General features: G+C 40.1%; 10 protein-coding genes. 3 read left to right on the top strand and 7 right to left on the bottom strand.

Annotation, left to right across the window (positions count from 1 at the left end; translation table 11 throughout):
* Nucleotides 1-3 precede the first annotated feature (3 nt).
* Nucleotides 4-1446 (top strand): MBOAT family O-acyltransferase, encoded by a 1443-nt coding sequence (locus BHV83_RS14695; protein WP_286757661.1) that lies wholly within the window; start codon nucleotides 4-6, stop codon nucleotides 1444-1446.
* Nucleotides 1447-1481: 35 nt separating this feature from the next.
* Nucleotides 1482-2441: a hypothetical protein gene (locus BHV83_RS14690; RefSeq protein WP_254887474.1), complete on the top strand. Its 960-nt coding sequence runs from the start codon at nucleotides 1482-1484 to the stop codon at nucleotides 2439-2441.
* On the opposite strand, the gene BHV83_RS14685 is transcribed toward BHV83_RS14690, so the two are convergent.
* The 7 genes from BHV83_RS14685 to BHV83_RS14655 all read right to left on the bottom strand — a co-directional run bounded on the left by BHV83_RS14685 (nucleotide 2404) and on the right by BHV83_RS14655 (nucleotide 11433).
* The gene (locus tag BHV83_RS14685; RefSeq protein WP_217773034.1) at nucleotides 2404-3477 is read right to left on the bottom strand and encodes an acyltransferase family protein; all 1074 of its coding nucleotides are present in this window, start codon (nucleotides 3475-3477) and stop codon (nucleotides 2404-2406) included. The two genes, BHV83_RS14690 and BHV83_RS14685, sit on opposite strands and share 38 nt — an antisense overlap.
* A 4-nt stretch (nucleotides 3478-3481) precedes the next feature.
* Nucleotides 3482-5812 (bottom strand): type IX secretion system anionic LPS delivery protein PorZ, encoded by a 2331-nt coding sequence (gene porZ / locus BHV83_RS14680; RefSeq protein ID WP_286757660.1) that lies wholly within the window; start codon nucleotides 5810-5812, stop codon nucleotides 3482-3484.
* A gap of 1 nt (nucleotide 5813) precedes the next feature.
* Nucleotides 5814-6395 (bottom strand): non-canonical purine NTP diphosphatase, encoded by a 582-nt coding sequence (locus BHV83_RS14675; protein ID WP_270645944.1) that lies wholly within the window; start codon nucleotides 6393-6395, stop codon nucleotides 5814-5816.
* An 87-nt stretch (nucleotides 6396-6482) separates the two neighbouring features.
* Entirely contained in the window at nucleotides 6483-7361 is an 879-nt protein-coding gene (locus BHV83_RS14670; RefSeq protein ID WP_005860386.1) for a YitT family protein, read from the bottom strand.
* A complete protein-coding gene (leuS, locus tag BHV83_RS14665; protein WP_286757659.1) occupies nucleotides 7358-10198 on the bottom strand; it encodes a leucine--tRNA ligase in 2841 nt (946 codons plus the stop codon). Before leuS ends, BHV83_RS14670 begins: the two co-directional genes overlap by 4 nt.
* An 89-nt stretch (nucleotides 10199-10287) precedes the next feature.
* On the bottom strand, nucleotides 10288-10845 hold the full coding sequence (locus BHV83_RS14660; RefSeq protein WP_087345191.1) for an ORF6N domain-containing protein: 558 nt from the start codon (nucleotides 10843-10845) through the stop codon (nucleotides 10288-10290).
* Between the two features lie 24 nt (nucleotides 10846-10869).
* Entirely contained in the window at nucleotides 10870-11433 is a 564-nt protein-coding gene (locus tag BHV83_RS14655; protein WP_286757658.1) for an ORF6N domain-containing protein, read from the bottom strand.
* Nucleotides 11434-11839: 406 nt separating this feature from the next.
* Here BHV83_RS14655 and BHV83_RS14650 point away from each other — a divergent pair, with 406 nt between their 5' ends.
* Complete coding sequence (locus tag BHV83_RS14650; RefSeq protein ID WP_048926940.1) at nucleotides 11840-13549, top strand: tetratricopeptide repeat protein; 1710 nt, start codon at nucleotides 11840-11842, stop codon at nucleotides 13547-13549.
* Nucleotides 13550-13583 lie beyond the last annotated feature (34 nt).

Genomic DNA, 13583 nt, shown 5'->3' with positions numbered 1-13583 from the left:
ATTATGCTATTTAATTCGATTGAATATTTGATTTATTTGCCAATCGTATTTTTATTGTATTGGCTTGTCTTCGGAAAGCGACTACGACTACAGAATTTATTTGTAGTCGTAGTTAGTTATCTTTTTTACGGGTGGTGGGATTACCGGTTCTTGGCATTGATAGCCCTTACCTCTTTCTGTAGTTGGCTGAGTGGGATAGGAATAGAGGAAGTACGTGCGAGGGCCGGGAAGATACCTCGCTGGTTCGATAAAGGTATCGTGGTTGCGAATGTCATATTTAACTTACTGATACTCTCTTTCTTCAAGTATTACGACTTTTTTGTGGATAGTTTGGTAGATGCTTTCTCTTATATAGGGATTTCATTGCACATCTCTACGCTTTCTCTCTTATTACCGGTCGGGATTAGTTTTTATACATTCCAAGCCTTAAGTTATACGATTGACGTGTATAGAGGTAAATTGCCGGTGACAAGAGATATCGTTTCCTTTTTCGCGTTTGTTAGTTTTTTCCCACAGTTGGTGGCTGGCCCTATCGAACGGGCTACTAACCTGTTGATACAATTTGAGAGACCTCGCAGCTTCGAGTATAACGACGCTGTAGATGGGATACGACAAATGATGTGGGGGTTTTTCAAAAAAATCCTGATAGCCGATAATTGTGCCTTGGTCGTAGATGACATATTCGGGAACTATGGAAATTACCCGGCTAGTACTTTGCTATTGGGAGCCGTTTTGTTCTCATTCCAGATTTATGGAGATTTTTCCGGATATTCAGATATAGCTATAGATACAGCCAAGTTGTTTGGGATACAGTTGAGGCAAAATTTCCGGTATCCCTATTTTTCTTTAGATATAGCCGAGTTTTGGAGACGTTGGCATATCTCGTTGAATACTTGGTTTGTAGATTATGTATATATTCCCTTAGGAGGTAGCCATAATGGTTTCTTTAGACATATTCGGAATATCTTGATCATATTTTTCTTGAGCGGTCTTTGGCATGGAGCGAACTGGACATTTGTGGCTTGGGGTGTTTACCATGGTTTGCTATGTATAGCATTGTTGATACTAAAGAAATATGTAAAGATAAGGTTGATACCATCAAACGTTGTGTCTATGTTGGTTACATTTGGCTTCGTGGTGATCGGATGGATTCTATTTAGGGCTGAGAATATATCAATGGCACTCGATTATATATATGATCTGTTCTCCTCTTCTTTATTCCGTGTGCCTAAGGTAAGTGGGGCCAATAATGTTTCTGCTTTATTATCGCTTATTTTCATTACTTGTATGTTAGTGATCGAGTGGATGAATCGGAAACAGCCGTTTGGATTTGATATTAGGAAAATACGAAGTATATATATACGATATACTTTATATGCGATCCTTTTATTTTGTATATATTTCTTCGGAAATAACGCTTCTAGCTTTATTTATTTTCAATTCTAGCAAGTATGAAACCAACGCATAAACAAATAAAGAGTATGATAAGATTCCTGTTGTTTCTGGGGATCTTGTTGTTTTTGTTCAATCAGATCACTCCCTATCTCTATCGATTATTGCCTAACGACTACGTACGAACACGACTTATATGGAGTACATTAAATAATCCGGAAGAGCGTCCGGATCTTGTTATTTTAGGTAATAGCCGCGGTATGAGTGGTGTGAACGGATACAAGTTAGAAGCAGAGTTGCGAGGAAATCCCTGTGTATATAATCTTACCTCTACTGGTCAGAGATTGAGTGAGAGTGCCTTGTATTATTCCTATTTACCATCTTCTGTGCAAGTAGTTGTACAGTGTGTGGATTTAGATCAATTACGTGGCCCGATCGAATTGGATGATCCCAACCGGGTAGCTCTACATATGTATGGATATAAAATGGATGGTTTTACCTGTGAATTACTTCCTGCTTTAGAAAAAACTTTAAGTGAACCGAATTTATACTATAATTATGTGGCTCGAAATTGTTTATTCTCCGGCTTGACTACTTATCTGCGTAATAAGTTGGATGATGATGTTATCCCCGGAATTATAACCTCTGATTTACGTTATCCAAACTCTACGATGTCTGATAGAAATGAATCTGTCTATAAACGGAAAGTAGAAGAACAGAATGAAGAAAATAAATTCGAGGCATATCAGATTACTCCTGAATGGAAAAGGTTGATAGAGCGTTCTTCCGTTTATTTTAGGGATAGGGGTATTATTTATTGTCTGGTTGTCATGCCGTATAACCCGGATATAACAGCTTTTACAGTAGCGGAGAAACAACGAGCTTTGCGAATGTTTACTCAAATGTTTGATTCTATCCTTATCGTCGACTGTATGGATCTATTGGATACGTCGGATTTTTATGATGCTATCCATCCGAACCGGAAAGGAGCGGAGAAGATAACAGATCAGATCATCCGATCATTGCGTTCGTCTGGTTTTTCTTTTTAGGATGATATAAACAAGGTTTCTCTATGTATTTCCAGGATAACATACCCAATCCGGTGCTAAGGATAGTGGTAAGAGCCAATGTCAATATAAAGCTATACCGATCAAGTCCGTAATGAATGAATATTTGGATGATCGGGAAATGAATCAAGAAGATACCATACGAGAAATTTCCCATCCGGTTGAATACATGTAACCACTTGAATCCATAAGCTACCGTGATAATGATAGAGGCTAGAGCGATAGGCTCGAAAATACTCAGCAGCAGATACTCTCTACCCAATAAAAGAAATAGGCTGACAGGGAACAAATATCTCATATATTTTCGAAAAATAGGGAAATAGGCAAGTATGATAATACCAGAACAAAAGTACATCATTTGTCCGGGGAATTGTCTTTTCATGAATTCATAAATAGGGTTGTGTGTCATATCATCTAAATAATTACACGTTGTCGAGTAGATGAAAGATAAGATATAAATAAGAAGTAGGCATACCAATTTATTGTATCTTTTCAGTAACCAATAGATAATGGGTATGGTGATATATAGCATGAATTCAACCTTGATAGTCCATAAAGACCCATTCATCGCTTGTAAAGGATTGGTATCGAATACGCCGGGTAAATCCGGCGATAAAAAGTTAAATGTAAGTAAATTACAGATAAGATAGGTATATAAGCTAGAAGAGGTGAGGTATTCCCAGCAGGATAAAGAGGTAAGGAATAATCCGATTAAGGCACATAATAAAATAGTCAAGCTGTAGGCGGGCATAATACGTTGAATACGTTTACGGAAAAAAATCCGGGTATTAGGCGTACGTAAGAAGCTAAACATAACAAGAAATCCACTAATAATAAAGAAACCTTTCACTCGAAATCCTCCGCTAACAAACCAAAAAGGATCTGTCTCTGTCAGTGTGCTGAAATGGTTGAACATGACAGAATACGCAAGAAAGAAGCGAATAAAATCAAAATTATTCGCTTCTTTTACTTGATTTATTAATCTGGAGTTGAGTAAAACTTTCTCTGATTGATTCATTGTTCTATTTGACTACAATGATTTTTGTTACGACGCTCTCTGAGGCTTCCTCCGTGGAAGCTAGTACAAGATATACGCCTGTCGCTACACGTGATCCGTTTGCGTTCCGGCAATTCCAGATAGCTTGCCCCCCCAAGGATTTAGTTTGATAAATAATATTTCCGTTTAAATCCGTGATTTTTACATTCGAATTATCCATTAATCCTACAATCGTTACTTTATCCATATGTTCGGGACGTACCGGATTGGGATATGCGTAGATCTCCGAGTAATCAGATTTACCCTCCGAAGCTTCTCCTTGATAGGAATTTAGTCCTTTATCGGTACCGATAAAAACCTCACCGGTCTTATCGTTTATCTCTATATCGTATATGTTATCGGAAAGGAGCGGGCTATTGGTCGTATTAAATTGATAAACGATTGTCTCATTATCATTATCTAGAACATAGACGCCATTTCCTTTGGTTCCAATCCATTTTCGATTACCTGCGTCTACTTTTAGGGTCGTGACGACAACGTTATCTAAGAAATAAGCGAGATTGCCAGTTTCCTCATTGGTATATTTTACCCTTGTACAACGTGTAGCGGCTTTATCCTCAGCGGAAGAGATCCTAGGTTTAGTGAAATATACGGCCCCCCGATTCGTACCAACCCAGATATATCCATCCTTATCCTCGGCTACGCATGTATAATTACTAGGAGTCAATTCTTTTCCGTCGGTATCAATAAGTGTAGTAAACTCATACGAGGAAACTTCTTCTAAAGACTCGCTATTCGGTATCATTACAAGTTTAGGGGTGTTACGAGGCACATAAATCCATTTATCGTTAGTGGAGGTTATAAGTATATCGTTTATTGTATAAACTCCTCTAAGTTGCTCGATATCCAAACGATGCCATGCTCCTGCTTTGTCAAGAACAAGTACCGCATGGTTAACTTCTGAGCTTGTCATCCACAAATTTCCATTTTTATCAAAGGCCAGTCCATCTATATAACAATAACCGGACCCATAGCCTCCCGCGGTTTCTTTAAAGGCATTCTTTTCATTGTATGACTGGACGGGAGTTCCATTCTTATATTGGATAACGCCATCACCCATGGAAGAGGCGTATACGATCTCATCATTAGAATCGTCGGTCGTTACGGCTATACTTGTATAGTCTCGTGGATTTCTTGGTAAATTGAGTTTCTTTTGGGCTTCTTTAGGATCGATAAAAGACCATTTATCATAATCGTATGTAAGAATATAACCTCCTTTGTCGAAGCGCTTACCATTTAGGAGGTCTTTACCTCCTATGATCATATATACTTTATCATTTTTACAAACAATATCGAATGCGCTATTGCTGTAAGGTCCGTCTAAAATGATAGGTTCATTAAGAGCCTCAAAACTATTTGAGCCTTTCCGTTGGATAGAACGTAGCCCTTTGCTTCCTTCCGCTATCCAATATTTGTCTGTTTGATAGGTACTGATATCATTGATACTTAAGTTTATTTGGTCAAACTTTTGCGTATCGGATACGATGAAAACCCTTGAGTTATCTATACATGCTAATTTTTCGCCTATTACTTTCATGTATTTTAGGGTTGAGCTATTTATTATTCGGGAAAGCTCTCCATTGTTTTCATAGAAGATACCTTGCTGACTGACCAAGTAGAACAAGGTATTCTTGAATGAAGCGATAGCTAAGATCGTATGACTATCGGAAAGGTTTGATAATCCATAGGGCTTCCAGTTTGCCTTATCCAGTAGGTTCTCTTTTAATGAGGCGTATATAATCCCCGAAGATACTTCTGCCTTATTGGTTGTAGAGGCATATATATTGCCATTCTGTATGGCACACGATGTTATATTTAAGGAAAGCTTGTAGGTATCCTTTATTTCCTTTTTGGCCATATTGACCACGACGATACCAAATGCTGTCGATAAATAGGCATATTCATCATGTACCAATACTGAATTGATTTGTTTGTTTCTTATGGACGTACTGGTCGACAGATAAGGTAGATTTGTCGCCACTCCTCCCTCAAGTATATCTATATTTGAATTATCATAGATAATAAGGAGTGATTTTGTTTGTTTATTATAGCGGATCAAAGAAATCGTATTATCATTTAATCCGTTTCCTTTATAATATTGCTTAATACTATTATCATCTTTTCCATACGTATAAAGAGATCCTTCCGCTACCACAAATACTTGGTCGTTCGATTCCTCTACGCTGTTTGTGTTATTGTAAGAAAGATACGTTTTCCATCCGGTTGTATTAAAATTCGCGGCTAATACAGTGAATGAAAAGAATGAAAATAGAATGATAGTAAGTATATGTCTCATATTAACAATTGTAATCAGATAAAAATGATGTTAACTTCATGACGGCTTTCGCACGATGGCTGATCTGGTTTTTTGTATCGTTACCCATCTCGGCGAAAGTTTGTGTATAGGTATCAGGCATGAATATAGGATCGTATCCAAATCCGCTATCTCCGCATTTTTCGGTAGTGATAGAGCCATTCACGATACCATCGAAGGTATATTCTTTTCCGTCAAGGATTAGAGCTATGACCGTGCGGAAACGTGCTTTTCTGTTTTCTTTATGATTCATTTCGGACAACAGCTTGTTCATATTAGCTTCCGAGTCGTGCTCTGTTCCTGCGTAACGAGCCGAATAGACTCCCGGAGCATTATTCAATACCTCGACTTCTAATCCCGTGTCGTCAGCGAAACAATCATATCCGAATTTCTCCTTGATATAGCGGGCTTTTAGCAAAGCATTTCCCTCTAAGGTATCTGCCGTCTCGGGGATATCGTCATGGCAATCGATATCGGATAAACTTATGATTTCCGCGTATCCGGCGGTTATCTTGCGGACCTCGTCCAGTTTGTGTTGATTATTTGTCGCGAATACAAGTTTCATATTTCGTAATCTATTAAATAAGAAAGCATTTCTATACGGTAGATATATAACGTATGGAAATGCTTTAAATTGTTTGTATATTCTTTTTTAAGTCTTTATCTGATCGAACCCCTCACCATATACCCCTCGGACAATGCTTTGGGAGATGAACGCTTGGTGGTCTATCCGTTTCACGATCCGGAAGATGGAGACGGATTCGGATTTCTTGGCGAGTAGTACGACTACCTTGACGGGTTTGCGGGAATAACCGCCCTCGCCGTCCAGTATCGTGCAGCCACGGCCTAAGTCATGGATGATGCGATCCGCTATCTCGTCGTACTTCTGGGAGAAGATGAGGAATTGTACGGATTGGCGGTTACCGTTCAATACCATGTCGAGAACGTAATTGCTTATGACCATCTCCACGAAACCGAAAACGATCTTGTCCACGTTATGGAACAGGAAGAAAGAGGAACTGATGATGAAGAAATCGCAAAACAGAAGGATACGTCCGATCGATATATTCTTATATTTATTGATTACCGCACCGATAATATCCGTACCTCCGGTACTACCGTTCGCCGAGAATACCAATCCTAATCCGGCACCACACATAAACGCTCCGATTATGATAGCCATAAACGGCTGGTCGTGCAGTATAGGTTGTCCTTTCAGCAGCCACTCGAAGAGAGAGAGAGAAGCCGAGAGTGAGAAAACTCCGAAAATAGTTTTTATCAAGAATTTTAGACCAAGGATCTTTAAAGCTACCACCAACAAGGCTACGTTGATGACAAAATAAGATACGGATACCGGAATCAATCCATTGGAGGCAAAGAAGATCAACGCGCAGATACCACTTACCCCACCTGTCACGATCTCGTTGGAAAGGATAAAGGCGTTGAATCCGAATCCGTATAATAGAGTTCCGAACAGGATCATTAGATAATCCTGTACGGAAAAATAGATTTTTGTGAGTTTTAAGTTCATCCCACTACGATATTAACGATTTTGCCGGGAACGACAATAACCTTCTTAACGGCCTTGCCTTCCATCCACTTCGCTGAGTTCTCATGGCTCAAGGCCGCCTTCTCAGCGTCTTCACGGGAGATATCTGCCGGAAGTTCGAGGTTGAAACGGGCTTTACCATTGAATGAGATGACGTAGGTAACTGATTTTTCTACCAGATACTCTTCGTTATGTTCCGGCCACTGGGCATCGCAGATGGTCGTATCATGTCCTAATTGATGCCATAGCTCTTCCGTGATGTGGGGAGCGAACGGAGCCAATAAGATGATCAGCGGCTCCAAGATGGCGCGCTTGCTGCATTTTAAGCTCGTTAACTCGTTCACGCAAATCATGAAAGCGCTAATGGACGTGTTGTATGAGAAATGCTCGATGTCGAACGTTACTTTCTTGATCAGCTTATGCAAGGATTTCAATTCGTCGGCCGTAGGCTCGGCATCGGTAACTTGCAGGGTATCCGTATTGCCGAAGAACAAGCCCCAAAGCTTCTTTAAGAAACGGTGTACGCCGTCGATACCGTTCGTATCCCAAGGCTTGGATTGCTCCAGCGGGCCTAGAAACATCTCGTACAAACGTAGGGTATCGGCACCATATTTCTCAACGATCATATCCGGGTTCACTACGTTGAACATGGATTTGGACATCTTCTCGACTGCCCATCCGCAGATATATTTACCATCTTCCAATACGAACTCCGCGTCGTTGTATTCCGGACGCCAGTTCTTGAAAGCCTCTATATCCAACAGATCGTTAGATACGATATTTACGTCTACATGGATAGGGGTGACCTCGTATTGGTCTTTCAAGTTCAAGGAAACGAATTTATTGGTTCCGTTGATGCGGTACACGAAGTTCGAGCGTCCTTGGATCATACCTTGGTTGATCAATTTCTTGAACGGCTCTTCCTCGCAAACGATACCCAAGTCGAACAAGAACTTATTCCAGAAACGGCTGTAGATCAAGTGGCCGGTAGCGTGTTCCGTACCACCGATATATAAATCCACGTTTCTCCAATATTCATCCACGTCTTTAGCTACCAAGGCTTTATCATTACGCGGGTCCATATAGCGCAAATAATAAGCGGAAGAACCGGCGAAGCCCGGCATCGTACAAAGCTCTAGCGGGAAGATCGTCTGGTTATCGATCTTCGATACCTCGGTGACTTTTTGGTTTACCGTGTCCCAAGCCCATTTAACGGCGTGTCCTAATGGAGGCTCGCCCGTCTCGGTAGGCAAGAATTTATCTACTTCCGGCAGCAACAGGGGCAGACATTCTTCCGGCAACATCTGAGGCATGCCATCGGCGTCGTAATATACCGGGAACGGTTCGCCCCAATAACGCTGGCGGCTGAAAATAGCGTCGCGCAAGCGGTAGTTTATCTTCACACGTCCCAGATCGTGATCTTTTACGTATTTCTTGGTAGCGGCTATCGCTTCCTTGATCGTCAGTCCGTTCAAGGAAAGATCGCAATAAGGAGTAACGCCGGCTCTCGGAGAATTGCATACGATACCTTCCTTGGCATCGAAACTTTCCTCGCTTACGTCGCAACCTTCCACCAAGGGGCGGATTTCCAGTCCGAAATGCTTCGCGAAAGCGTAGTCGCGGCTATCGTGCGCCGGAACCGCCATGATCGCTCCCGTACCGTAGCCGGCCAATACATAGTCGCTGATCCAGATGGGAACCGCCTCGCCCGTAAACGGGTTAATAGCATAGGAACCACTGAATACACCGGTTACCTGACGGTCGGCGATGCGCTCGCGCTCGGTACGTTTCTTGGTACGATCTAGGTAAGCGTCTACTTCCGCTTTTTGGTCTGCCGTAGTTAATTGTTGAACCAATTCGCTTTCCGGAGCTAATACCATGAAGGTAACACCAAACATCGTATCGGCACGGGTCGTAAAGATCGTGAATTCCCTGTCGCTGTCTTTTACCTTGAAGCGAACCTCGGCACCTTCGCTGCGTCCGATCCAGTTCTTTTGGGTCTCTTTCAAGGAATCCGTCCAGTCGATCGTATCCAATCCGTCCAACAGGCGTTGCGCGTAAGCGGATACACGTAAGCACCATTGGCGCATGATCTTTTGTTCCACCGGATAGCCTCCACGCTCGGAGACACCGTTCACGACCTCATCATTCGCTAATACGGTACCCAAGGCGGCACACCAGTTCACCATGGTCTCTCCACGATAAGCGATCCGGTAGTTGAGTAATATATCTTGTTTTTCTTTATCGCTCTTGGCTTTCCATTCCTCGGCGGTGAAACTAAGTTCCTCTCCGCAAGCTACGTTCAGACCTTCCGTTCCACTGGTCTCGAAAGCCTGTATCAACTCGCTGATCGGGCGGGCTTGCTTCTCGTCGTTGCAGTAGTAGCTGTTGAACATCCGGATGAAGGCCCATTGCGTCCATTTGTAATATTCGGGATCACAGGTACGGATCTCACGGCTCCAATCGTAGCAGAAACCGATCTTTTCCAATTGCTCCCGATAACGGGCTATATTATTCTTTGTCGTGATCTCCGGATGTTGTCCGGTCTGGATGGCGTATTGCTCCGCAGGCAATCCGTAAGCGTCGTAACCCATCGGGTGCAATACGTTAAAACCTTGCAAACGTTTGAAACGCGAATAAATATCAGAAGCTATATAACCGAGCGGGTGGCCAACGTGTAATCCCGCACCGGAAGGATAGGGGAACATGTCCAATACATAGTATTTAGGCTTATTCGTGTCCTTTTCGACTTTATAAACCTTTTCGGCAATCCAGTAGTCGTGCCACTTCTTCTCAATCTCTCTGAAATTGTACTCCATGATCGTTTATCGTTTTTGTATCGTTTTCTATTTAAGGCCACAAAGTTAGTGAATTTATTTATTTTATATGAGTTATTTACATGAACTGTTTATTTCACGTAACCAATCCGGGGGCGAGATTGATTCTTGGTTCTTCTCGCTTGTAACTCAGCGAGTGACAGATTGATTAGCTCAAGTTGCGTACGGGTATCTTCGTTGATGTCGTTGTAATCGGCAAATGCTTCTTCGATATACGCTTTGAGTTCCTTTACTTCTTGTTGGAGTTCAAGCAAAGGGGAGGAAGAACTTATTATTTGTCGTATACCGACGAAAGCACGCATGATAGAGATATTGACTTTAATGGCTGTATCGGATCTGAGTACAGAAGAAAGCATTGCTATACCTTGCTCCGTGAAAGCGAATGGAGCATATTGGTTACCTCCTTTCTTTGAGATGCCAATTTGGCATACCATATTGTTTTTCAAGTTGTTAAATTCTTGAATTGTTAATGTGAACATAAAATCATCAGGAAAGCGTTCTATGTTTCGTCTGACCGCACGTTTCAATTGGGCGGTTTCCGTTCCATACATTTCCGCCAGATCAAAATCCAGCATGACTTTTTGCCCTCTGATCTCATAAATCTTGTTTTGTATCGCTTGTAATTCCATAGTATAAGAACTTATTAGTTTACTTTATTTTATATAACCAATTTTAGGCTTTTTAGCATTGTTCTTTTTCTTTGTAGCCAGTTCGGAAAGAGCTATGTAAATATCATCCAAGGACTTTTGGGTGTCTTCACTGAGATCATTGATAGCGCAAAGGGTTTCCTCATTAGCCATTTCAAGAGATTTGATACGTTCTTGTAGTTCTTTAATTTCGATGGAACTAGTGATAGTTTGTAAGGTATAATTCCGGATAGCGACAAAGGCTCTCATAATGTTTCTGTTGATTTCTATGGCAGTTTTAGAATTTAGCACACTACTAAGCATAGCCACCCCTAATTCCGTGAAAGCAAAAGGCTTATATTTGAAATTACTACCTCTTCCTTTGTTCAAGATACCAAATTGGCATCTTGAAAGTTCCTCCTTGGTTAACTCAAACATGAAATCATCTCCTTCAAAGCGTTCTATATTACGTCTGACCGCACGTTTCAGTTGGGCGGTTTCCGTTCCATACATTTCCGCCAGATCAAAATCCAGCATGACTTTTAGCCCTCTGATCTCATAAATCTTGTTTTGTATCGTTTGTAATTCCATAGTAAAGATTTTAGTTTAATATTATGGTCGCAAAGGTTTGTAAAATAATTGAGATAAGCAATAAGCTAGTTGGATATTTATGATTGGTTGCATTTGTAAGTTGTACAATGAATTATTGCTGATCCGGCTTATTGTCTATTTTTTATGTGTTCTTATTTTCCTTATAAGATTTCCGGGAAAAACACGTACGTGATTTATGAAAAACACGTACGACTTTTTGGAAAAACATGTACGTGTTTTCCGGAAAACATGATGATGTTTTTATATCACTGATATTCATGTATATATAACTTGATACCTTTGCATGGACTTATTGTGTGTTTTTTCTTCTTGTATTTGTTATTTTGTTGTTCTATCGTTTGTTTATGAATTAAAAATATTTAATTTTGCTTATCTATAATAAAGGATGAAGTCATTTATATATATACTATTAACTTCCTTGACTTTCCTTGTGGTAGGATGCCAAAATGAATCTGAGGAAATCCGTTTGATCAATCAGGCGGAACGCCTGTTTGATGCCTATCCGGATAGCGTAATCACTACATTGGATTCCATTCCGCTCCCGGAAGAGATGAGTCCCCGTCTGATAGCCCGTTGGTGTATGTTATACGCACGTGCCGCCGATAAAATAGAGGACGAGATGCCTTATACGAACCAGCTTGAGATCGCCTTGAAATACTATCAAAAGAAAAAGATGCGGGAAGAGGAGGCTGAGATCGGCCTTTATCTGGGGCGTTCGTATGTGGAGGATAAGGAGTACGAGAAGGCAATGAGGGCTTACTCCGATGCGCTGGAGGTTGCGTTGGCGATTAAGAACTATAATCGTGCCGGGTATATTTGTAGTTATATGGGGGATTTGTATGAACTGGATGATCGTTATGTGTTAGCTGCAAAAAAATATAAGGAGAGCGGACGGTATTTTCGATTGGCCGGTAATATGAAAAGCTATGTGCGTTCGTTTGTGAATGAGGGAAGGAGTTATATGGATGTTGATTCTAATTATTTAGCTTTAACTATATTGAAGCGAGCAGAAGTGATAATAGATTCCTTGAGAGTAGATGAGGTTAGAAATTATGTATACAATGGTCTAGGTAATATATTTAATGTTTTGGAAAAATATGATTTAGCTGAAAAATATTTATTGAAGAGCATAAAAGAGGATTCGAGTGATACTGCTTCGGATTATTTGACCTTATCAGATCTTGAGCAAAAGCGTGGAAATTTAGAACAAGCGGAAAATTATCTTCAAAAGGCTAATAGTGTATCCATAGATAATGATTTTGTACCGGCTACTATTGCTTATCATTATTATAAAATAAATAAAGAAAGAGATGATTATAAAAGAGCTTTGTCTTTTTATGAAGAATATGTAGCAGCAGAGGATTCCCTTATGAATATAAGTAAATCTGTCGATATATATGATACAGAACAAAAATATGAACATTTGAAATTGCATAATGAAAATATAAGATTACTATTAAAGGGGCAAAGGAATTATACTTTTATATTGATATTGTTATTTTTATGTGCTTTACTCATTATTGTCTATTTAGCTACGATAAGAAGAAAGAATCGTTCACTTTTAAAACAACAAGAAAAAATTAATACTTTGAATCAAAGCATATATCAATTATATGCAGAACTTCGGAGAAAGAGTGATGAACTAATCCAATTGCAAAATACTCAGCATTCTTCGGTGAAAATGCAAGTGGAATATGAAAATGTAAAGAAAGAGGTAGATAGCTTGAGATCTCGATTATTCGAATTAAGAGAATCTAAAATTCTCAATAGTAATTTAGCTAAAAAAATAAAGAAAATATCTCAAACTGTGCAGCCTAATCATTCTGAAGCACCCGTTTCCGAAAAAATGTGGATTGATATTGAAGTTTTGATGATGGAAGTTTACCCTAGTGTTATAAAGGTACTGAAGGATGCAGGCTTGTCACCATCGGAGATGCATCTTTGTTTCCTTACATTATTTAAACTTGATTCAACAGCTATATCTATCCTTTTAAATATTATTCCTACTTCCGTCGATCGTACACGTTTGCGAGTACGAAAGAAATTAAATTGGGAAGGTAAACAAGGATTGTATGAATCTCTTGTTAATATTTAGTATGTAATAAACCTTCATTTAAGGGGCTCTACGA

It is taken from the genome of Parabacteroides sp. merdae-related_45_40, from assembly GCF_001915675.1.
Note: the sequence above shows the minus strand (reverse complement) of the source record. Positions and strands in the feature narration are given on the sequence as shown.